This window comes from bacterium (genome assembly GCA_030247525.1).
Taxonomy (GTDB): Bacteria; Electryoneota; JAOADG01; order JAOADG01; family JAOADG01; genus JAOTSC01.
Genome location: JAOTSC010000043.1, coordinates 1 through 22293, shown reverse-complemented (window position 1 = coordinate 22293; position 22293 = coordinate 1). Strand labels below are relative to the sequence as shown.

Annotated in this window: 17 protein-coding genes, 2 tRNA genes and 3 rRNA genes; 16 read left to right on the top strand and 6 right to left on the bottom strand. The window is 50.4% G+C overall.

Annotated features, from left to right (window positions below; translation table 11 throughout):
- Both sppA and OEM52_06070 read left to right on the top strand, forming a co-directional pair.
- Nucleotides 1–769, top strand: a 769-nt coding sequence (sppA, locus tag OEM52_06075; protein MDK9699690.1) for a signal peptide peptidase SppA, incomplete at its 5' end; no start/stop codon positions are given.
- Nucleotides 770–1062: 293 nt separating this feature from the next.
- Complete coding sequence (locus OEM52_06070; GenBank protein ID MDK9699689.1) at nucleotides 1063–2076, top strand: hypothetical protein; 1014 nt, start codon at nucleotides 1063–1065, stop codon at nucleotides 2074–2076.
- On the opposite strand, the gene OEM52_06065 is transcribed toward OEM52_06070, so the two are convergent.
- The 5 genes from OEM52_06065 to OEM52_06045 all read right to left on the bottom strand — a co-directional run bounded on the left by OEM52_06065 (nucleotide 2063) and on the right by OEM52_06045 (nucleotide 7579).
- On the bottom strand, nucleotides 2063–3013 hold the full coding sequence (locus tag OEM52_06065) for an L-threonylcarbamoyladenylate synthase (protein ID MDK9699688.1): 951 nt from the start codon (nucleotides 3011–3013) through the stop codon (nucleotides 2063–2065). The genes OEM52_06070 and OEM52_06065 overlap by 14 nt on opposite strands.
- Nucleotides 3014–3016: 3 nt before the next feature.
- On the bottom strand, nucleotides 3017–3802 hold the full coding sequence (gene thyX / locus OEM52_06060) for an FAD-dependent thymidylate synthase (GenBank protein ID MDK9699687.1): 786 nt from the start codon (nucleotides 3800–3802) through the stop codon (nucleotides 3017–3019).
- A 60-nt stretch (nucleotides 3803–3862) separates the two neighbouring features.
- Nucleotides 3863–4969 (bottom strand): homogentisate 1,2-dioxygenase, encoded by a 1107-nt coding sequence (locus OEM52_06055; protein MDK9699686.1) that lies wholly within the window; start codon nucleotides 4967–4969, stop codon nucleotides 3863–3865.
- Between the two features lie 76 nt (nucleotides 4970–5045).
- The gene (locus OEM52_06050) at nucleotides 5046–6311 is read right to left on the bottom strand and encodes an Nramp family divalent metal transporter (GenBank protein MDK9699685.1); all 1266 of its coding nucleotides are present in this window, start codon (nucleotides 6309–6311) and stop codon (nucleotides 5046–5048) included.
- Nucleotides 6311–7579 (bottom strand): CBS domain-containing protein, encoded by a 1269-nt coding sequence (locus tag OEM52_06045; protein ID MDK9699684.1) that lies wholly within the window; start codon nucleotides 7577–7579, stop codon nucleotides 6311–6313. Before OEM52_06045 ends, OEM52_06050 begins: the two co-directional genes overlap by 1 nt.
- A 170-nt stretch (nucleotides 7580–7749) precedes the next feature.
- On the opposite strand from OEM52_06045, the gene OEM52_06040 reads away from it, so the two are divergent.
- Nucleotides 7750–8247 carry a DUF192 domain-containing protein gene (locus OEM52_06040; protein ID MDK9699683.1) on the top strand — a complete coding sequence of 166 codons (498 nt, stop codon included), beginning with the start codon at nucleotides 7750–7752 and terminating at the stop codon, nucleotides 8245–8247.
- Between the two features lie 123 nt (nucleotides 8248–8370).
- Here OEM52_06040 and OEM52_06035 read toward each other — a convergent pair whose 3' ends face one another.
- Entirely contained in the window at nucleotides 8371–9501 is a 1131-nt protein-coding gene (locus OEM52_06035; GenBank protein ID MDK9699682.1) for a 4Fe-4S binding protein, read from the bottom strand.
- Between the two features lie 312 nt (nucleotides 9502–9813).
- Here OEM52_06035 and OEM52_06030 point away from each other — a divergent pair, with 312 nt between their 5' ends.
- The 13 genes from OEM52_06030 to OEM52_05970 form a co-directional block, all read left to right on the top strand.
- Nucleotides 9814–10047 carry a type II toxin-antitoxin system HicB family antitoxin gene (locus OEM52_06030; GenBank protein ID MDK9699681.1) on the top strand — a complete coding sequence of 78 codons (234 nt, stop codon included), beginning with the start codon at nucleotides 9814–9816 and terminating at the stop codon, nucleotides 10045–10047.
- Entirely contained in the window at nucleotides 10034–10273 is a 240-nt protein-coding gene (locus OEM52_06025) for a type II toxin-antitoxin system HicA family toxin (GenBank protein MDK9699680.1), read from the top strand. The genes OEM52_06030 and OEM52_06025 overlap by 14 nt, the downstream gene beginning before the upstream one ends.
- 26 nt (nucleotides 10274–10299) lie before the next feature.
- Nucleotides 10300–11133 (top strand): lysophospholipase, encoded by an 834-nt coding sequence (locus OEM52_06020; GenBank protein MDK9699679.1) that lies wholly within the window; start codon nucleotides 10300–10302, stop codon nucleotides 11131–11133.
- Between the two features lie 644 nt (nucleotides 11134–11777).
- A 16S ribosomal RNA gene (locus OEM52_06015) occupies nucleotides 11778–13300 on the top strand.
- A 153-nt stretch (nucleotides 13301–13453) separates the two neighbouring features.
- Nucleotides 13454–13527: transfer RNA gene (locus tag OEM52_06010), tRNA-Ile, on the top strand.
- 4 nt (nucleotides 13528–13531) lie between these two features.
- Nucleotides 13532–13604 (top strand) — tRNA-Ala (locus OEM52_06005).
- 250 nt (nucleotides 13605–13854) lie between these two features.
- Nucleotides 13855–16829, top strand: a 23S ribosomal RNA gene (locus OEM52_06000).
- Nucleotides 16830–17074: 245 nt separating this feature from the next.
- Nucleotides 17075–17192 (top strand): 5S ribosomal RNA (gene rrf / locus OEM52_05995).
- The 16S, 23S and 5S rRNA genes sit together here with 2 tRNA genes alongside, the layout of an rRNA operon.
- A 349-nt stretch (nucleotides 17193–17541) precedes the next feature.
- Entirely contained in the window at nucleotides 17542–18753 is a 1212-nt protein-coding gene (locus tag OEM52_05990) for a T9SS type A sorting domain-containing protein (protein ID MDK9699678.1), read from the top strand.
- A gap of 19 nt (nucleotides 18754–18772) precedes the next feature.
- A complete protein-coding gene (locus OEM52_05985; GenBank protein ID MDK9699677.1) occupies nucleotides 18773–20020 on the top strand; it encodes a M48 family metallopeptidase in 1248 nt (415 codons plus the stop codon).
- A gap of 115 nt (nucleotides 20021–20135) precedes the next feature.
- Nucleotides 20136–21626 carry a TlpA family protein disulfide reductase gene (locus OEM52_05980; GenBank protein ID MDK9699676.1) on the top strand — a complete coding sequence of 497 codons (1491 nt, stop codon included), beginning with the start codon at nucleotides 20136–20138 and terminating at the stop codon, nucleotides 21624–21626.
- Nucleotides 21627–21722: 96 nt separating this feature from the next.
- A complete protein-coding gene (locus tag OEM52_05975; protein MDK9699675.1) occupies nucleotides 21723–21929 on the top strand; it encodes a hypothetical protein in 207 nt (68 codons plus the stop codon).
- 58 nt (nucleotides 21930–21987) lie between these two features.
- The coding region (locus OEM52_05970) for a bifunctional DNA-formamidopyrimidine glycosylase/DNA-(apurinic or apyrimidinic site) lyase (GenBank protein MDK9699674.1) at nucleotides 21988–22293 on the top strand (306 nt) is incomplete at its 3' end.

The following is a 22293-nucleotide window of genomic DNA, read 5'->3' as shown; positions in this document are numbered from 1 at the left end:
AGCAATAGTATTACGAGTCGACAGCCCCGGTGGCAGTGGTTTCGCCTCGGATGAAATGTGGCGCGAACTCATGCTTTGCAAGAGCGACGAAGACACGAAAAAACCGGTAGTGATTTCCTTCTCCGATGTTGCCGCTTCGGGCGGTTATTACATCGCGTTACCCGGTGAAACAATTGTATCCGAAGAAGGAACGATTACCGGTTCCATCGGCGTGTTATCGGTTCGCCCGGTGATTGACAGCACCTTGAAGAAGATTGGAACCAACTACGAAGAAATCCGCTTCTCGAAACATGCCGGCATGTTCAACATGTTCCGTCGGCACTCTCCAGAAGAGCGGAAAATCGTCGAGAAGATGATCAAAGAGTTTTACAAGCAGTTCGTTCAGAAAGTTGCTGATAGCCGTGAAATGGCATGGTCATCGGTTGACTCTGTTGGTAATGGTCGGGTGTGGACTGGTAAACAGGGATTAGATCGTAAATTGGTCGATACTCTTGGCGGGTTAGACCTCGCGATTGAAATTGCCAGAGCAAAAGCGAAGATTCCCTCCAGCATAAAACCGGATGTTGTTAGCTATCCGAAACCGATGGACTGGAACTTAGTCATGGAATTGCAAAATGCGTCGATGATGGCTCTACCGGAACCAATCCGCTATGCGGTGAAGACTTCCGGCAAACTATCAGAAGCCAAACCGGGTGAAATGCAAGTGCTGGCACCGGAATGGATTTTCGATGGCATCGACGAGGCATTAGATACTTCGCTGTCCCGTTAATCGGATGGCGTAACGAGTGTGAGTCTTGGTGATAGGAGCTTGCTCCCCCAACTGAGGCACACAGAAGAGAGAGAGAGAAACTACGATTCGGACCAGTGTCCAACGCAACGGGTGTGCCTCCACCCGTTGCGTTTTTATTTACTGGTACGACCAACTCAGTACGACAGACACTCCTATCTGTCGAGTGGTACTTCACTCGGTACGGCCGACTCTCCTGTCAGTCGAGTGATTTCAAAGAGGAAAACAGCAAAGGAATCGGTATTGTATAAATGTAAAATTCCGTATCTTCTCCTATGCCACCCATCATCACATCGCGCGGATTCTATTGGGACGAAGCGGGGCCACCCGATTCAAAACCGCTCTTTCGCGTCGAGTGGATGACCGATTGGAGTGCAACGCTCTTTGCTGGCGAGCGCTTACAACCAGTAGACTTTACCCCGGAAGAAGCACGTACCCTACAAAACGTAGCCGCAACCATATTGCGCGAAGAGAATTCGGTTACCATTCCCCTGATCGCCGGTGGCCGATTTTCAATAGCAAGAACTGGCTTTCGCGTTGGAATTTCCTATTTGCCGAGTAAAGGCGGTTGGAAGCGCGGCTCACTTTCGATCATCGACTTAGCGCAACTCGTCGAGCAACTGTTTCCACCGAACATCGAAACGATTAAATCTAAAAATGTTAGTGGCATAGTCATCACCGCACCACATTCTCCGAGCGAATCGCGGACGGCGTCGCTGACGCGTGCAATAGCAGACACCACCGGTTTAGGTGCTGTCATTGCTGTCGGGTACCGGGATCGCGGCGACCATTTTGTTCCTCACCCGATCGGTCGATGTATCAATGTGAATCGCCCTACCGAATTTGTCCGCACGAAATCCGGCAAACGTCTCGAGCTTCCAACTAAACGAGCGAAACTTGTTTTCGAGCGGTATTGCGAAGCATTGTCCGAAGCGGCGCAAACTGAGCTCCCCTTGGCATTTCTCATCGAGTTGCATGGGTATCGAGTTCGGAAAAATGGTTTGCCTGGATTGGAAATCGCGGGAACTGGTTTAACCGGAGAGGAGTGGGATTCGGTCAAGAACATTGCGGCGGGATATGCTAATCATTTCCCGGTGCGTTGCGAAACCCACGATTCATTGCGCTACTCGGCGACTTCGGCAAAGCTACACGGTTCCTTACAACCCACCATATCCAAAAAATCGCTTCACATCGAGCTATCGACAACGGAGCGTGAGAAATCGCAACTGCCACACACTAAAAGATTTCTCTTAGAGCTTATCGCTCAAATTATACTTAGTAGACGTTAGCAGCTGCTCGTGTTAAGCGGTCGTTGATGGCTGCCCCCAGCCCATCTCCGCTTGTCTTCACCGCAAGAATGCAATCAATTGCTTGCGTTTCCAGCCGCCGCATTGCAGCGAACAAATTCACCGCCATTTCCCGTAAATCGTTCTGCTCGGAGAGAATTTCCGTAACGTTGAAACCAGCGGTTGCTCTTCCGGTGGTGAGGAGGCACCCGCAACGTTTTCCCGGAATTGGAGAGGGAACGGTTCCGAATGGATAGAGGTACAAGGGAATTTTTGGCGCGTAATGTTGAGGCAACTGACCCGGTGCGCTTGGTAAGGTTGTTGAGGATGTCGCTACTTCAACTTGATCCAATACTTCCGCTAATTGTTCACGGGTGATCCCCCCGTGGCGCAGGATACGCGGTATCGCTTCGCTCAAATCAAGTACCGTTGACTCAACTCCGACGGTCGTAGAACCACCATCGATTATTGCAACGGCAGCGCCGAAACTCTCATATACATGAGTGGCAGTGGTGGGAGAAATGTGTCCAAATCGGTTGGCGGAGGGCGCGGCGATTGGTCGACCAAACTCTTTGAGTAACGACTGTGCCAGTGGATGAGCTGGCATCCGAATAGCGACCTTCGATAACCCGGCGGTAACGATATCCGGTACAATCTCGCGTTTCGGCAACACAAATGTTAACGGTCCCGGCCAAAACAATTCTGCTAGAAAATCCGCCGTCTTGTTCCAACCTAAAACCAATGCTTGCGCAGCTTCGATGGAGGTTACGTGTACGATTATCGGATCGAATGTCGGGCGCTGTTTCGTCTCAAAGATTTTCGCAACGACATCGGCGCGCAGCGCGTCGCCGCCTAATCCATACACCGTCTCAGTGGGGAACGCGACTAACTCACCTGCTCTTAGTAATGCTGCCGCATCGGATATCGAAATCGAGTGCACAACTTACACTTTTCGATGGGAAACTGTGATGGCTTTGCCGCCATCCGGGCAAGGTTCTAAGTCATAATCGGCGAAGAGATTAGGCGCTAATGGTTGCAGTGTTTGCAATACGAGCACTGCCAACTTACGGATTTCCGGTTCGGCATGAGAGGAACCGCGCAACTCGATGAAATGACGCCACGCCCGCACATTCGCCGTTACCACAATCTTCGTTTCGGTGGCGTTGGGTAATACACTGCGAGCCGCTTGTCGCGCCAGTTTCCGGCGTTCGGTCTTTGACAGTTCGGGAAAATCTCGTTCGGCTTTTTTCGCTAATCCCTCGGCGAGCATCAAATAAGCTTGATGGGCTTGCTCAATTGCTGTAAGAAACTGTGCGCGCAATTCGGGATCGCTGTCGATGACATCGGGAATCACATAATCGGTATCCGATTCGTCGACATACCGTTGTGATAATTGCGAATAGGCGAAACCGGCGCGATGCCGAATCAATTCATGCGTCAGTGAACGTGAGATACCGGAGATTAGCAGCGAGAACGAGGCATGTTCGAGTACCGAGCCGTGAGCGCTCTCGAGAATATTGTCAAGGTACTCGCGGTTGGTTTTCCGACCTTGTTTATCGCCGAACGACATGTAACAGATTCGTCCGGCGAGCTCCGACAATTTTTCTTGGTCGCTGGTGGCGTCGGTACGCCAACTGCCGGCTTCAGCATCTAAAAAGGAATCGACTCCCGTCGTACTCAAAACGCTGGAGGCAATTACCCGGATATGAGGAGTGTTAAGAATTTTCACGAGTTCTCGGTTTCGCTTTAGTTGTTCTCTGAATCTCAAAATCCTACAAGGCGCTTCCCATCAGCTTTGTGCGCCCCAACTCTTCCAGTAGTCGAGATTCTCGACGCTGTGCAATGTCGTTGCAATCTTCAAAGGTTTGGTGGTATCGAGCATGACTGCCGCTTCGTCTGTCCACACTTTCTTTTGCGACAATATCCGCGCTTTGGGATGCGGTCCATGAGGGAAACCTTGTGGATGAAATGTGATCATCCCTGCTGAAATACCATCACGGGAGAAGAAATCGCCATCGTGGTAAAACAGCACTTCATCGTAATCGATGTTGCTGTGATAAAAGGGAACCTTTACCGCATCGTCATCGGTTTCGAGCGGGCGCGGCAGGAAACTGCAAACCACAAAACCCTTGCCGACAAACGTCGTGTGTACCGGCGGCGGAAGATGTTGGCGATGGGAGTTCACCGGAAGAAATTGATCGATATTCAACCGCCAAGGGAAAAGATCACCCTTCCAACCGATTACATCGATTGGGTGATGATTGAATGTAAACTTCGTTAACTCATTGTCGCGCTTCACCCACACTTCGTATTGCTTTCCCGGTTCGCTCGGATACGCTTTTGGATCGGGAATAAAGAGTGCAGCGGGATCGTAAAGTGCATGTTGTCCAAGAATACCACGGGAAGGTTGCTCGATTTCACCGCGATACGCCTCGATTGTCAAAATCGCAGAAACTGCTGTCGGAACGATCCGGTGCAGTGTGCCGCGGGGTATCACGACATAGTCGCCTTTCCGATAGGGAATTGGTCCAAAGATGGTTTCGATCTCCCCTTCACCGGTATGGATAAAATAGATCCGTTCGCTGTCACTATCGCGAAACCAATGTTCCCGCGGTGTTGCGATATGCAACAATCCTAATGATACATCGTCGTTGAACAAGAGCGGATGAAACTCGCCATTTGCGCTCGAAAGCTTATTAGTATCGTAGCTCCGCGGTTTCAGTGGGCCATCGATTTTCTGCCAATCGGTCGGAGCATTCGTATGTGTCAGATGAGCGATCCGGGAGAAAAATCCCGCCCTGCCGTATTCCTCCTCGAAAGTCCCTTCCGGCAGTTGCTTATGCGCGGTTGTGGCAACCACCCCTTTCACTAAATGCACGTTTCGCGATTCACTCATGTTTAGATATCCCCCAATGATTAGCCCGAAGATGCTACCGGGAATCGGCCGATGCAAGCGGTCACGGTACGATTCGCTAAACGATGAACGAACCGACAGTTAAGAGAATAATCAATACGGTCAAACCTATCGCGATTGTATTCCCAATCCAACCATTCCGATATTTTCCCATGATGGACTTATCGTTCACCAGCAACAGCATCGGAATCAACACAAAGGGAAGCACCATGCCATTAACTTGCTGACTGATAATCATGATATCGATGAGCGGCAAACTTGGAATGAGTACCAATGCTGCGCCTAACGCAATCAATCCCGTATAAATCGTGTAAAACTGTCGCGCCTCGTTCCACTCTTTATCGACGCCGCTTTCCCAGCCGAACGCTTCGCAGATAGTGTAGCTGGTCGAGAGCGGAAGTATACTCGCCGCAAACAGCGACGCGTTCAATAATCCAAAAGCGAACAAATCCGCGGCGAAATCACCAGCGAACGGCAGCAACGATTTCGCGGCATCCCCCGCCGTCTCGATCCGTACGCCATGAGGAAACAGCGTTTCTGCGCAGAGCACCGTAATGAAACCGGCGACGACCATTACGGCAATGCAACCGATGATCGTATCGAGTTTACTGTAGAAGTATTGACTGAGATGGATGTTTTTTTCGGCGACGCTCGCCTGTTGATAGAATTGCATCCACGGAGCGATGGTCGTTCCAATCAGTCCAATGAGCATCATCAAGTACTTCGGATCGGGTTCAATATGAGGTGTAATTGAGTGATGGAGAACTTGGTTCCAATCCGGTTTCGCTTGCACGCCGGCAATGAGATAAGAAACGTAGAATACGACCGCTACTAAAAAGATTCGCTCAACTGTTTTGTAATTCCCTTTGACTGCAAGAAACCAGACGGCAAGCGCAGCGAGCGGTACCGACACCCAGCGGGGAATACCCCAGATTTCACCGGCAGCAGCAACTCCAGAAAACTCGGCAATCACATTACCGAAATTCGTGATCAGGAGACCGAGCATGAGGTAAAATGTCAACTTGACGCCGAACTTCTCGCGGATGAGATCGGACAATCCTTTACCGGTGACAACCCCCATCCGGTTCGACATCTCCTGTACAACGATTAGCATGAAGGCGAGCGGCAGATATAGCCAAAGGACGTTTAATCCGAAGTGCGCGCCCGCTTGTGAGTATGTCGCAATGCCGCCAGCGTCGTTGTCGACATTCGCCGTAATTAAACCCGGTCCGACAATCGCAAAGAAAATGGCGACCCGGCGAAGCGGCCGTCGCAGTCGTTGCGGCAGATAATGTTGCAGCGATTGTTGAAGTCCCAGCGGCATTAATCGTTTCGCTTCTTCCAGAAATGAGGCAGCAACTCTTCAAACGAATGTTTGAGTGAGATTACTCCTAATACTCGACCATCTTTCACGACCGGACAGAATCCGAAATCATATGTACTGAATAATTCTGCGACGTCTTCTAACGGCTCATCCGGCGTCACCGAAATGATGCGGGAATGCATAATCGTATGAACCGGTGTTGAGGGCGAGGATGTCAGAATCGCCCGTAACGAGACGACCCCTTTAAATTCCTCGTTATCGTCGACCACATAGATATAAAGGAATGACTCGATTTCGCGGGCAAGGATGCGCACTTTTTCCAACACTTCGCTCGCGGTATCGTCGGGATGGCATTGGATGAAATCCGACGACATCGCTGAACCAGCGGTTTCGTCCTTATGCGCCGCTAACTCGGTAATGTCGTCCCGGGTTTCCGGCTCGACTGCGGCGAGCATTGCTTCCGCCAACTCTTCCTCGACAACTTCGAGCACATCGGCGGCGACCTGCAAATCCATCTCTTCGAGAATATCGGCCGATTCATCGGCGGTGAGCGATTCCAGCACGCTCTTCTGGACATCTTCGTCGGCGACTTCCAAGGCGGCGGCGGCAGTTTCCGCTCCGACAGCGCGAACGATTTCGGTACGCTCATCTTTATCGAGTTCTTCCAATACGTCGGCTAATTCCGCCGGGTGAAGATTCCGTAAGTTCGTGAGTTGCACCGAGAGCCGAAGCGGTGCACCACTCTGAGCTTTGACCGGGGTGACATATTTCCAGGAGATTAACTCGTCTTGCAGCGATTTTCCGAACAGTTTCGCAACGGTTTTTACACTCCGTTCAAATCCAAGCCGCCGCGCTAAACCAAGAAAACCAACATCGACATGGACGATATAGCTGACATCACCAACAATCATCTGGACGTCGTTGACCCGTTTGACTTTTGCGCCGGAGATATCGACGATTTGCCGATCCCATAGCCAATCACGAATCAGGAACTCATCCTCATTCGGTTCGAGTGGTTGGTACTTGGTTGGATCGACGGTCAACGCATCGGTAATGAGCCAATGATTCAGTTCGTTGGCTGCTAAGCGGTAGAGAACTTTCCGGGAATCCAAACGGATAACAATGCCGCGAATCGGGGGGAACATGTGCCCGGCTTGCGCGAGCACGTCGACAATCTTCCCGGAGGCGTGTTGCGAGGAATCGTAAACAGTACGCCCCATCCAATCGGAGAGATAGACAAAAACCTCGTGTGTGGCGACTGTGGTCACGAGTCCCTCCCGGCGGAGCCTTCAAGTTTACTGTACGTTTACATTCGTGGATTTCTAATTGTATGTTGAGGCAATATAAGCATTCGAGTCACCCTCAGCGAACAATCCGCGGAGGTGACTTGCCCTACCGCAAAATGAACCGGAACTTCCGTATTTATGGTTGAGGAAACATGATACGAACGAAACAAATCATACGCTTGCTGTTTGCGTTACTCTTAGCATCGATTAGTTTCGCTGCCCCGGAGTTGCCGCAAAAAGTGACGATTGGAAAAGTAACAGCATGGCTGGAGATTAGTGACGATACCGATGAAATCGTCCAAGGACTTTCCGACCGTACGGAATTAGCACCAGACCACGGAATGTTATTCGTGTTTCCGAAACCGCAGCGGCATTCTTTTTGGATGTATCACTGCTACTTCGATATCGATTTGGCATATTTGGATGCGCAAGGCAGAATCCTCGAGATTCAACGAATGTTTGCCGAGCCGCTCTCGACTCCCCCCGCATTATTGAAAACGTATCCCTCGAAAACCGATAGCGTACAGTACGTCATCGAGATGGAAGCTGGTTGGTTTGAACGGAATAACATTCGTCCGGGCGATTATGCGACGGTTGCGAAATTCACTTCCAAGTTCACACCCACCGAATGGGATCGCCTTACGAAGTAGTATCTGCGAAAACCGCAGAGTAGTTAGTTGATGAATGTTTGACACGTCTGTCTTTGCGAGGAACGAAGCGCAGTGCCAATGCACGAAGCAAAGTGACGTGGCAATCTCAGAGCGTACCTCTAACTATCTTCCCGGATGACCTACGTCATCCATCTTCGGTATCCTTTCACGATACTCCTCGTCGCTAATCGAGTTACTCCATACCCCTGTCAGTTGCGCAAGCAGCCACACACCAACAAAAACGATACTGATTCCCATGGCGACTCTTCGCACAGGCGACACCTTCTCTCGCACTTCCACATTTAACGCTTCTGGTACCGGACAACTTGCCACACAATCGAAGCAACCGGTGCATTCTACCGATACGATGCGCTCTTTGGTCATTACCGGCAGTCGTGCGGGACACGCTTTGTTGCACAGTTCGCAATCGATGCAGGCGCTTGCCGTCCGTTTGATTTTCGTCGGCGACATCCAGGAAAACAAGCCGACCAGTGCGCCGTAAGGACAGAAATACCGGCACCAGAAGCCATTCACAAAGATCGACCCTACGATGAGAATACCCATCACAACTGCGCCAACCGTTCCCAACCGGACGAAAAACATCCCCATTTTGACGTCGGCGACATAATTGTAATCGCTGTAGAGAAATGCATTGGTTCCGATAGCGCCCATCGATACAATCGCCCACAGGAAGAAGCTGAGCAGGAAATACTTGAAGCCGCGCATCGTGATGTCGAGCCACTTCCAGATTCGAAAATTTCGTCCAAAGATTTTGCGACCCATCAGAGCGAGATATTCGGAGATCGTTCCCACCGGACACAACCACGAACAAAATGCCTTGCGCCAGAACAGCGAGATTACAACGAAAACGAGCAGCAGGATTGTTGCGGCAGGGTGGATGGTATTCAAGGTGCCAGTGGCTATCCAATCGACGACGCCCATGATACCGGTAATCGGGAGAAACCCGTCCACTCCCGGAGGACGATGTGGCAATGCCCCGCTGGTCGTGGTTAAACCGGCATGAACGAATCGGTAGAATTGAAAACCAATCGCCAACACGACGCCAAACATTGCCATCTGCACATAGCTGCGCGCACGAAACCGCCGGAGCTGTTTTCCGCCCCAGGTTTGCGCGAGCCGTTCCTGACGCTGCTCCTTCTGTCGCGTTTTCGCCATCTTGACTAAATCGACGGCAGTTCCGCTTGTCTCGGTTTGTTCGTTTTCACGATTGGATTGTTCTTCGAGAAAAAACATCGTCCACCCCTCAAGTACTCGAACAAGATAGCCCTGCCGCACTACCTTTCTCCTTGACTAAAAGCAAAAATTACTGTGTCTTGTAGTTGCCAAGAACTGTCATTGCGAGAGCGCGTAGCGACGAAGCAATCTCATTTGGTTTACGGGAACAGGGAACAGGTGACAGGGAACAGTAAAGGCGAAAGCAGTACGCGGTACGACAGACACTCTTGTCTGTCGAGGAGATTTGTCTTAACGCCGTAGTTTCGGTTTGTATTCTTGCCTGACAACGGTAACTTTGTTAAATGAATCGATTCGTGAAAGGAGTTCACTTTGCAACGAACAATCAACGCCGTGATTCGGCGCGGCGAATCGTTTGGCTATTATGCCGAGTGTCTTGAGTTGCCGGTAGTAACCCAAGGGAATACGCTCGACGAAACGGTGAGCAATTTGCAGGAGGCGGTTGCGCTTGCAATCGAAGGGGAAGACTTGAGCGAGTATGGGTTATCGAATGACCCGACGGTTGTTGTTAGTTACGAACTGGAACCGATTCGTGCCGCATCTTAAGCGCATCTCCGGAGCAGAAGCGATTGCAATCTTCCAAAAGTTCGGATTTGAACTACATTCTCAACACGGAAGCCATTGTAAACTTCTTCGTATTGTTGGTACTAGGCGACAGGTACTTATTGTTCCTTTGCATAAGGAACTCGATACTGGTACTCTCCGCGCAATCATCCGCCAAGCTTCCCGATTCATTCCACAATCAGAGTTAGACCAGAAATTCAGAGCATAGCTCAGTTGCTGGTTATGAGGTGTTTCTTGATTACTCAATATCGAATCGGCTTGATACTTTTACTACTCTTACTTTCCCTTTCCTCCTGCGTCCGCACGGTGACGGAAGAGTCGCTCTTCTATCCGCACCGGACGCCCGCGCTTTCCGATTCGACAACGTTTCGCAGCATCGAACTGCGGGCAAGCGATGGCGTGATGTTGCGCGGAAAAATAATCGGTGCGCCACACTACCAACGTTCGATGATCTGCTTCGTCGGGAATGCAGAATCAATCTACCGGACGTTTAACTACTACGCGATTCTTTCGCAGAAAACCGAGTGCAATCTCTACCTCATCGATTATCGCGGCTTCGGTATCAGCGATTCTGCGAAACCGACGTTTGCGAGTATTATCAAGGATGCGCTACTTATTTTCGATACGGTGAGAGTCCGTACCCCATCGCAACCGCTCTTTCTATTCGGTTACTCCATCGGTACGGTCTTTGCGACCGCGGTCGCATCGGAACGCGCCGCCGACGGATTGATACTCATCGCACCGATGACGAACGCCGAAGAAACCATCAAAGCGTTTGAACGCGAGTTGCCATGGTATCTCCGGTGGTTTATCTGGTTAAAACCGGAAGCGAAACTCCAAAATCCAAATGCTCAACCAGTAGAGTTAATCAAGCAAGTGACCGAACCGCTGCTCGTAATGCATGGTGAGCGCGACAATCTGATACCGATAGCCTTAGGACGAAAACTATTTGCCAGCGCCGCTTCCTCAGAGAAGAGATTTCTACCGGTTCCCAAGCGCGGCCACAGTGAATGGATCGCGCTGGAAAGCCCATACACCGACTCACTCAAGTTGTTTCTTATTCGTTAAAGTAGCAGGCAGGAAAAACAGCTCAGGAAATGACAAGGTTCTTGTCATCGAGAGACGGTTTGAATGTGCGAAACGCGAGGAAGTGGCAGTACATCCAGCAAAGAGCTCGCGTTACCGGCAATACAGTACCTCCAACGAGAGTCTTTTTCGTTACGTTTAACGACTTATAACCTATTGTTATTACGTGCAATGTGCGATTTATCACAGGGGTTATTTAGACCCCCCTTGACTTTTCGAGCGAATGAGTGTATACTCTCGCCACTAAAACGAACGCTACGGCGAACGAAGTTGGGAAAGTTTGGAAAGATGTTCTTTGTTTTGTATGTTCAGGTTGTCAGCTCATCCAGCACGTTTGTGACGCTAAGTAGCGAATTTACAAGTCTTGCGCGGGTCGGAAACACCGGCGCTTGACTTTCGTCGTCACTTGACGTATATTGGTAAGCTGTTCAGAAATGATGAACACTGCCCCCGTTCGCGGGGGATTGTCATCTAAAGAGCGTTGGCTTTCGGCCCCGCTCACTGAGGAACTTGAAATCCCCGAATGTGGGAAAACAGGATCTTTGACATAGCGCGAACGCACAGTCTATAACGTAGCAGAAATCCTTTGAGTAAATTGACGGATCAACAACTTTTATCTTCATTCAACAATGGAGAGTTTGATCCTGGCTCAGGACGAACGCTAGCGGCGTGCTTAACACATGCAAGTCGTACGGGCATTAGCAATAATGTTAGTGGCGAACGGGTGCGTAACACGTGGGAAATCTGCCTGGGAGTGGGGAATAAACGCTCGAAAGGGCGTCTAATACCGCATAATGCAGCGGCCTCGCATGAGGATGTTGTTAAAGTAGTAATACGCTTCCAGATGATCCCGCGCCTGATTAGCTTGTTGGCGGGGTAACGGCCCACCAAGGCGACGATCAGTAGCCGATCTGAGAGGATGACCGGCCACACTGGGACTGAGATACGGCCCAGACTCCTACGGGAGGCAGCAGTGAGGAGTATTGCGCAATGGACGAAAGTCTGACGCAGCAACGCCGCGTGAGTGATGAAGGTCTTCGGATCGTAAAGCTCTGTAGCAGGGGAAGAATTGCCCGATGAGGGCGTTGACGGTACCCTGAAAGTAAGCACCGGCTAACTCCGTGCCAGCAGCCGCGGTAATACGGAGGGTGCAAGCGTTGTCCGGATTTACTGGGTGTAAAGGGCGTGTAGGCGGATGTGCAAGTCATAGGTGAAAGTGGGCGGCTTAACCGTCTCAAGTGCCTATGAAACTGCATATCTTGAGAGTGTCAGGGGGTATTGGAATTCCCGGTGTAGCGGTGAAATGCGTAGATATCGGGAGGAACACCAGTGGCGAAGGCGGATACCTGGGGCACATCTGACGCTGAGACGCGAAAGTGCGGGGAGCAAACAGGCTTAGATACCCTGGTAGTCCGCACCGTAAACGATGGGCACTAGTCGTCGGGAGAGGTCCTCTCGGTGACGCAGTTAACACAGTAAGTGCCCCACCTGGGGAGTACGCTCGCAAGGGTGAAACTCAAAGGAATTGACGGGGGCCCGCACAAGCGGTGGAGCATGTGGTTTAATTCGATGCAACGCGAAGAACCTTACCTGGGCTCGAAGTGCGCTTTGTCACCGGTGAAAGCCGGTTAGGTAGCAATACCGGGGCGCATAGGTGCTGCATGGCTGTCGTCAGCTCGTGTCGTGAGATGTTAGGTTAAGTCCTGCAACGAGCGCAACCCTCGCCCATAGTTACCAGCGGTTAAAGCCGGGCACTCTATGGGGACTGCCTCCGTAAAGGAGGAGGAAGGTGGGGATGACGTCAAGTCCTCATGGCCCTTATGTCCAGGGCTACACACGTGCTACAATGGATCGCACAGAGGGTAGCAAGACCGCGAGGTGGAGCCAATCCTTAAAACGGTCCTCAGTTCAGATTGCACTCTGCAACTCGAGTGCATGAAGTCGGAATCGCTAGTAATCGCTAATCAGCAGGTAGCGGTGAATACGTTCCCGGGCCTTGTACACACCGCCCGTCAAACCATGGGAGTTGGTAGTACCCGAAGCCGCCGAGCTAACCGAAAGGAGGCAGGCGTCTAAGGTAAGACTGATGACTGGGGTTAAGTCGTAACAAGGTAGCCGTACCGGAAGGTGCGGCTGGATCACCTCCTTTCTGGAGAACCGTGGATTTGGTATCGCAAGGTACCTACGACGTCCACAACGTCAATTACTTTAGGACGAAGCAAAAGTTAAAGATTGTGCGTAGCGCCAATGTCGTCGGACGACCCGACGGGTTAGCCGTACTGCTCTCTGCATCGACATGCCGGGGCCTGTAGCTCAGTTGGTTAGAGCGCACGGCTGATAACCGTGAGGTCACAAGTTCGACTCTTGTCAGGCCCACCCGGGGGAATTAGCTCAGTTGGGAGAGCGCCTGGTTTGCAACCAGGAGGTCACCGGTTCGAACCCGGTATTCTCCACGGAAAGATGGCTCGTAGATTTTGTCTGCGACCATTTTTTATCCAATATTTTGTTCTTTTCCACCATCTCTGGAAATACATCGCGTAGGTGAGAACTGCTTTGCGAACCGCCCGCCCGATACCAGATGATTGGTACGTCCCATTGGGACAGGATCTTTGACAACTCGAATCGCAAGGGTATGGCATCTTGAGAAACATTTTAAAACACCGAAAGGGATCCTCTGTGGATCCATGTCATAAAAAGACTTTCGGGAAAGTTACTCAGAGCGTCAGGTGGATGCCTTGGCACCAAGAGGCGATGAAGGACGTGATAAGCTGCGATAAGCGACGGTGAGGAGCAAATATCCGTAGACCCGTCGATTTCCGAATGGGGCAACCCAATCCGAGTCATGTCGGATTATTGCATACTGAATACATAGGTCTGCAAAGCGAACGCTGTGAACTGAAACATCTAAGTAGCAGCAGGACAAGAAAATAAAGAATGATTTTGCTAGTAGCGGCGAGCGAACGCGAAATAGCCCAAACCAATGCAATGTTAAAGCATGCGGGCGTTGTTGCATTGGGGTCGTGGGGCCGACAAGAAGAGCTGCATCTCTTCACTCGATGGTATATTGATAGTCGAACCGATCTGGAAAGGTCGACAAAATAGGGTGATAGTCCCGTAGGCAAAATCAATATATCACGTGGCCGGTACCCCAAGTACTGCGGGACACGTGGAATCCTGTGGGAATTCGGGAGGACCATCTCCTAAGGCTAAATACTCCTTGGTGACCGATAGTGAACCAGTACCGTGAGGGAAAGGTGAAAAGCACCCCGGGAGGGGAGTGAAATAGTACCTGAAACCTGTCGCTTACAATCGGTGGGAGCCCCGTAAGGGGTGACCGCGTACCTTTTGCATAATGATCTGGCGAGTTGCACCTCGGTAGCAAGGTGAAGTAGTTAAGCTATTCAGCCGCAGCGAAAGCAAGTCCGAATAGGGCGCATAGTTACCGGGGGCAGACGCGAAACCGTGTGATCTAGGCATGATCAGGTTGAAGCGCGGGTAAAACCGCGTGGAGGACCGAACCAGTTGATGTTTAAAAGTCATTGGATGAATTGTGCCTAGGGGTGAAAGGCCAATCAAACTCGGAGATAGCTCGTACTCCTCGAAACGTATCTAGGTACGGCCTCTCGTGTTAGTCTATTGGAGGTAGATCACTGGAAGGGCTAGGGCTGTCACAACGGAACCGACCCCTACCAAAATCCGAATGCCAATTAGATATCCGAGGGAGACAGGCCACGGGAGCTAAGTTTCGTGGCCAAAAGGGGAAGAACCCAGACCGTCGGCTAAGGTCCCCAAGTTATATACTCAGTGAATAAGGATGTGAGATTGCTCAGACAGCTAGTATGTTGGCTTAGAAGCAGCCATCATTTAAAGAGTGCGTAATAGCTCACTAGTCAAGCGATCTTGCGCCGAAAATTGTCGGGACTAAGTTATACACCGAAGCCACGGGTCAATTCTTTGAATTGGCGGTAGAGGAGCATTCTAATCGCCTGTGAAGGTGTGGCGCGAGCCATGCTGGAGGTTTTAGAAAAGCGTATGCCAGAATGAGTAACGATCAAAGCGGTGAAAAACCGCTTCGCCGTAAGTCTAAGGTTTCCCGAGTAAAGGTAATCTGCTCGGGGTTAGTCGGTCCCTAAGGCGAGGCTGAAAAGCGTAGCTGATGGAAAACGGGTTAATATTCCCGTACGGGTGTGTGGAGGTTGATCTAAGGAGGGACGCAGGAACGTAAGGTCCGCCAACTGTTGGATGTTGGTCTAAGTGCGTAGGCCGTTCTGGTAGGCAAATCCGCCGGAATAAAGCCGAGACACGAATGGGAGGCGTAAGCCGCAAACGGGCCCCATGTACGCTGCCAAGAAAATCTTCGTAGGGACAAAATACGCCCACCGTACCGCAAACCGACTCAGGTAGACGGGGAGAATATCCTAAGGTGTTCGAGAGAACCATGGTTAAGGAACTCAGCAAACTAGCTCCGTAACTTCGGGAGAAGGAGCGCCTGTTACTGCTTCGGACTTCGCGTCCAAAGGCGGTGATGGGCCGCAGTGAAAGGGCCCAGCCAACTGTTTACTAAAAACACAGGTCTCCGCTAAGTCGTAAGACGACGTATGGGGACTGACACCTGCCCGGTGCCGGAAGGTTAAATAGAGGGGTCAGCGAAAGCGAAGCTCTGATATGAAGCCCCGGTAAACGGCGGCCGTAACTATAACGGTCCTAAGGTAGCGAAATTCCTTGTCGGGTAAGTTCCGACCTGCACGAATGGTGTAATGATCTGGGCGCTGTCTCGACCATGGACTCGGTGAAATTGAAGTGCTGGTGAAGATGCCAGCTTCCCGCAGCAGGACGGAAAGACCCCGTGGACCTTCACTGCACCCTGATAGTGATGTTTAGCTCATTCTGCGTAGGATAGGTGGGAGACGATGAAGCCGGTACTCTGGTATCGGTGGAGCCAACCTTGAAATACCACCCTGGATTTGTTGAACGTCTAACTCGATCCCATTAGCTGGGAGGAGGACACTGTCAGGCGGGTAGTTTGACTGGGGCGGTCGCCTCCAAAAGAGTAACGGAGGCGCACAAAGGTTCCCTCAGCGCGGTCGGTAATCGCGCATCGAGTGCATAGGCAACAGGGAGCTTGACTGCGAGACCAACATGTCGAGCAGGTGCGAAAGCAGGTCTAAGTGATCCGGTGGTCCCGAATGGAAGGGCCATCGCTTATCGAATAAAAGGTACCCCGGGGATAACAGGCTGATCTCCGCCAAGAGTTCACATCGACGCGGAGGTTTGGCACCTCGATGTCGGCTCGTCGCATCCTGGGGCTGAAGAAGGTCCCAAGGGTTTGGCTGTTCGCCAATTAAAGCGGTACGCGAGCTGGGTTTAAAACGTCGCGAGACAGTTTGGTCCCTATCCGCTGTGGGCGAAGGTTCTTTGAGGGGAGTTGCCATTAGTACGAGAGGACCGTGGTGAACGAACCGCTGGTGTACCGGTTGTCCCGCCAGGGGCACCGCCGGGTAGCTATGTTCGGAACGGATAAGCGCTGAAAGCATCTAAGTGCGAAGCCGGCCCCAAGACTAGAGAACCCTTCCGTAAGGACTAAAGCGCCGTCGTAGACCACGACGTCGATAGGTCGCAGGTGTAAGAGCAGTAATGCTTTAGCCGAGCGATACTAATAGCGCGTGAGACTTTCTCGATCTTTTTATTACGTGGATCCAAAGAAGCTTCCTTTTAGTGTTTACAAATGTTTCCTAGTGGCTCCAATACAATCAGACAAACCATGTCTGACGCCCGTAAGTTGGTCGAACCAACTAACTTACACAACTTAATTAGACAGTCATTTTGACTCCTGCGATATCATACCCTTGCAATTTGAGAAATCAAGCAGTTACTGGTAACAAAACCAGTGTAACGAGCTTGATATCAGTTCATTTACAATTTTTCCGGCGACCATAGCGTAGGGGAAACACCTCTTCCCATTCCGAACAGAGCAGTTAAGCCCTATTGCGCCGATGGTACTGCACCCGCTAACGGTGTGGGAGAGTAGGTAGCCGCCGGGATTCTTTTTCTGACAGCCCTTGAGATTCGTCTCGAGGGCTGTTTTGCGTTAGGCGTGGCCGCGACATTCCTGTCGCGATGTCATAGCGAGGAACGCAAATCACATCCTTGTGCGACCGCAGTGTCGATGGAATCTGATTTGCAGAAGAGTTTGGGCAAACGCGAAGCGCTCACGGAAACGTAAACATATCGTCAATGATGCATTTGTCCTGAGTATCATTTAGCATGATACTTTTCAAAAAGAGAAAACTTCCGCAGTAATCTACCGACCTTTTTTGATTTTTTTGCCAGAACCCTTGCATGAATCCCAAGAAATACCCATTATTCCGTTAATACTTAACGGAGGGTAAAATGAACCGTACTGGCTTGTTCATTGCTATCTTGCTGATCACTGTAACGTCACTTTTCGCTATCCCACCGATGCCAGCTCCTCGTGGAGCGGGAACTGTTGTTATGAGCAATGACACGATTTACTACCTCGGTGGATCGAACGACTGGAATGGTTCAACCTGCTATCGTTCGATTTTCCGCTTTGATGGCACGACTTGGGATTCTTTACCCACCCAAATCCCCGATGTGAACACTTGGGGTATAACTTCAGTCATCGTGAATGATACAATCTATTTATTAGATGGCTGGCGAGGTGGACAAGGTACAATCCGAAGTTATGCAATCCGTACTCAAAGTTGGACGACGAATTATCCCTCAAGTGGAAATACTCTATCGTGGGGTCCTACGACCCAACTTATTGGACGTTTCATCTACAATTTCAACGGGTACGGGCAGGTGTTTCGTTTTTCGTTGGATTCATTGACTTGGAGTTCACGGACTTCTGCGATTGGCACACCGATATTTGATGGATATCTCGGTTCGGTGACTTGGAATGGCGAGATTTACCTCCTCGGTTATCAGCATGTGAACTCATTTCAAAAGTACAATCCAACAACTGACATTTGGACCTTACTTAGCCCACCGGTAGTAGAAGACGATACGTTGACATTGGAAGCAGCATCGCTGGCTGTACTCAATGAGCGAATCTATGTTGGCGCAGCAGTGAGGGACGGTGGTTCGTCTAACACCGAAATGGACTCCCTTATCTACTCATACAATCCGTTAACTGACGTTTGGCAGGTTGACTCAGTCAGGATGCCGAGTTTACGGGCATGGTCAGCTACTACGATGTATGGCGGTGGCTGGTATGTATTTGGTGGATTAACGGGTCCGAATCAAAACAGTGCAATTGATAGTGTGACTCAGATCGTTCCCTATGGTTTTACCTCAATCGGTAATCGCAGTGCAATCCTCCCAGCGTCATACCGTGTCTCAGTGTATCCGAATCCTTTCAACTCTGTGTTGCGAATCAAGATTCCCGGAAATCATTCGGCACAATTGAGGATAGTGAATGTAAACGGTCAACTCGTCGAGCATTTTTCAACTATTGGAGAACCAGCTTCTCAAACATCAATAACATGGAAGCCCAATTCGCTTTCCACAGGTACGTACTTTCTACAAACTGATATTGCCGGTGAGCAAGTAATCACACCGATTATGTATCTAAAGTAGCCGTGCGAAAGGATTTTTTGTGAGTGAAGGATCACTTTACCTAAGTATTATTGTCGTAATCCTACTCGCTGAGTATGCCCTCAGTACGATTTCGACTTTCCTCAACTTAAAGCGGTTAACACCAAAGCTCCCCGGAGAAATGGAGGGGGTTTACGACGCGGAAAGTTATGCGAAGAGCCAAGAATACACCCGTACGAATAGCCGCTTTTCCCTCATCGAGTCGACGATTCTCCTTCCGTTAACCCTCGCATTCCTGTTACTGGGTGGCTTTAACTGGATCGATCAATTTTTGCGGGGTTTCGGATTCACCCAGCTCCCAACAGGATTACTCTTTTTTGCGATGCTGTTTATTCTCTCCACGGCGCTGGGTCTCCCGTTTTCGATCTACCGCACGTTTGTTATTGAAGAGAAATTTGGTTTCAACCGCACAACTCCGAAAGTCTTTGTTATCGATTTACTCAAAAGCATTCTCGTGACCATTGTGATCGGTGGTATCCTGCTAACCCTTGTCCTCTGGCTGTTCCAAGCTTTTGGTACTTTTGCGTGGCTCTATGTTTGGCTTTCGATTATCGTAGTAACGCTGTTCATGATGTTCATCGCACCGGTCACGATAATGCCGCTCTTCAATAAGTTCGCACCGCTCCCTGAGGGGGAATTGAAATCGTCGATTGAATCTTTTGCTAAACAACAATCCTTCAAGCTGCAAGGCATTTACTCGATGGATGGCTCGCGCCGTTCCAGTAAGGGGAATGCGTATTTCACTGGGTTCGGAAAATTTCGTCGGATCGTTTTATTCGATACGATTATCGCGAATCACACCCTCAGTGAGTTGGTCGCTATTCTCGCTCATGAGATTGGACACTACAAGCGCCATCATATATGGAAAAGAGTGACGATTTCGTTTCTCACAATTGGGCTTTGGTGTTGGCTTTGTACGTTCTTTCTGGCAAACGAAGGGCTCTTTGCGGCATTTCGGATGGAAGAACTATCGGTCTATGCGGGTTTGGTGTTTTTCGCGATGCTCTTCTCTCCAATACAAACCTTACTCGGAATTTTAACCAATGCGCTCGCGAGGAAACACGAATTCGAAGCAGACGCGTTTGCCGCGAAGACTACCGCAAGTCCCGAATCGATGGTGCTCGCACTCAAAAAACTCTCAGTGAAAAACCTCTCGAACCTCACGCCACACCCGTTGGTAGTAATGCTCCATTACGATCATCCACCAACGCTCGAACGGATTGCAGCGCTGCGGAGAATTGTTGTGTAGTATTGTATTTCGTATTGCAATCGGATTCGTGGCGAGTTCAATTTTCTAAGTGGGTCGATTTGATTGCAACGAATCGTCTGTGCGATTACTTTGGGGCGTCTTATCTGGAGTGATCATGCTATCCAAAATCCGCTATCCAATACTAATCGCTTTTCTCGCACTTGCTTCTTTTGCATTCGCTACCGATTTAACCCTTGATGCTTTTTCGAAGAACCTCGCCGAGAAACCATCGATGGAGGCTCGGAAGGCATACTGTAGTGAAGTAATTCAAACCTACAATTCCCCAGATTTATGGCGAAATGCCATCGAACAATGGAAGCAAATCGACTCCAGCAGCGCTACGAAGTGGCTTGCCGAAATGCTCGCAAAAGAACCAACCAGCGCGAAGTACCAATATCTCTCTGGTCGCTGGGAGAGGAATCTGTTATCGCGGGCTGCGATTGCTCGGCGAGTAGTAAAAGCGGTACCCGACGCCGATTATGGTTACCGACTCCTACTTTCCTCCTACTCTTCGTTAATCGATGGTTCTGCTCCCGCCGAATTGAAGAAGGAATTCGAGAAGTGGCTGACGATGGATGAGCCACTCCTTGAGAAGTATCCGGTGTTGGTAACCGAAACCTCGGAAGAATCGATGAAACAGCTTTTTTCATTCTATCTCTTCCGCGGCAGGTTCGATGATGCGAAAAAGCTGCTCACAACCGCTCGCGATAGCAAGCAACGATGGGCAAGCGTGAACCAGGAAGCGATTTTACTCGCGCGGCAAGGAAAGTTCTACGAGGCGAAAAAACTACTCGAAGAGGACACCGATAAAATCGTCGAAGCGCAAAAGCTAAGTGAAAAGGAGCGCGAAGAGTACATCGTGGAACGTTACACCGGCGCCCTGCGGCAGGTAAAAGCCTACGACAAAATCGTCGACTACTTGAAATCGCTCCCGAAGTACGAAGAAAACTCCATGTTGCTGTACATGCTGGCGTTTTACCAAGCATTGGCGAATCTCCCGGATGACGCATTCGCAACTCTTGAAGTGATCGCACAGCAAGGTTCGATGTCGGCTGATCAGGTGAAAAGCGATGAAGATTTCACCTCTATACACTCGGATCCTCGTTGGGAACCGATGCTCAAGAAGCTCGCCGAGGGGTGGTCGCGGAAAGCTGAGGATCGCAGGACTGCCGTATTAGCCGAAAAAATCGACCGGACTCCTCCCACCTGGGCGCTCGCCGATAGCAAGGGGGATACCATCCGGTTGGCAGATTTACGGGGAAACGTTGTGATTCTTGACTTCTGGGCGACGTGGTGTGGTCCCTGTCGAATGGCAATGCCGGTGCTCGATGAGTTCATGAAGAAACGGATGCCAAAGGGAGTAAAAGTCTTTTCCATCAACGTCTGGGAGAACGACCGTCCGAAAGCGACGAAATTCATTAAAGACAATAACTACTCGATGAAGCTCGTGTTTGGGAGCGACGAACCGGCGAAAGCCTACGGCATCACCGGTATCCCTTACCTTTGCGTTATCGATAAGGAAGGAAAACTTCGGTTCGAGGAAAAAGGTTATAGCGACGCCTTAAAAGAGAAACTCGATTGGTGGGCGGCTGATCTCCTGAAGTAATCTCTGTAGGACAGACACTCCTGACTGTCCCAACAACAGTTTTCGTGTACGGGCGAACCTTGTGTTCACCCCTGCAAAATAAAATAGGAAAAAGAAATGCTTGGTATCCCGCTCATTGGAGTCTGCCCGCATTGCAAACAAAATGCCGGTATCGAATCGGAAACCCGGAATCTCCCTTCCTCGGGCGGTGCGTTTCCGGTTGCGATTGTCCGCTGCGCCAATTGCAAGTCGATTCTCGGAGTCACGCCAACCCGCGAAGCGATTGCCGACGCGGTGCGTGACACTGTAAAGCGGATGGGGTAGAAGTTACCGTAGGACAGACACTCTTGTCTGTCCATATATAATGTTGAACAAGTAAAAAATGCCAGAACTTCCCGAAGTAGAATCGATCCGTCGGAAACTCGAACCGCATCTCCTCGGGAAACGGATTTCTGCGGTTGAAATTCTCTTACCCCGACAAATCGCAACACCTTCGCCGCGAATCTTTACTAAGAAACTCCTCGATAAACGGATCGTTGCTCTGTTGCGAATCGGGAAATACCTCTTCTTCCAACTGGAACCTTCCGGTTTTTTTCATGTTCATCTTCGGATGACCGGACACCTCGAATATGGTTTACAACAACCGGATTACACGCGCTTCGTTCTCCAATTTGCCAAAACCCGAAAT

What these genes read in the sequence shown, in the direction of transcription:
- OEM52_06070 (MDK9699689.1), top strand. Translation starts at nt 1,063, where the DNA reads ATGCCACCCATCATCACATCGCGCGGATTCTATTGGGACGAAGCGGGG.
- OEM52_06055 (MDK9699686.1), bottom strand. Translation starts at nt 4,969, where the DNA reads ATGAGTGAATCGCGAAACGTGCATTTAGTGAAAGGGGTGGTTGCCACA.
- OEM52_06050 (MDK9699685.1), bottom strand. Translation starts at nt 6,311, where the DNA reads ATGCCGCTGGGACTTCAACAATCGCTGCAACATTATCTGCCGCAACGA.
- OEM52_06040 (MDK9699683.1), top strand. Translation starts at nt 7,750, where the DNA reads ATGATACGAACGAAACAAATCATACGCTTGCTGTTTGCGTTACTCTTA.
- OEM52_06035 (MDK9699682.1), bottom strand. Translation starts at nt 9,501, where the DNA reads ATGTTTTTTCTCGAAGAACAATCCAATCGTGAAAACGAACAAACCGAG.
- OEM52_05990 (MDK9699678.1), top strand. Translation starts at nt 17,542, where the DNA reads ATGAACCGTACTGGCTTGTTCATTGCTATCTTGCTGATCACTGTAACG.
- OEM52_05980 (MDK9699676.1), top strand. Translation starts at nt 20,136, where the DNA reads ATGCTATCCAAAATCCGCTATCCAATACTAATCGCTTTTCTCGCACTT.
- OEM52_05975 (MDK9699675.1), top strand. Translation starts at nt 21,723, where the DNA reads ATGCTTGGTATCCCGCTCATTGGAGTCTGCCCGCATTGCAAACAAAAT.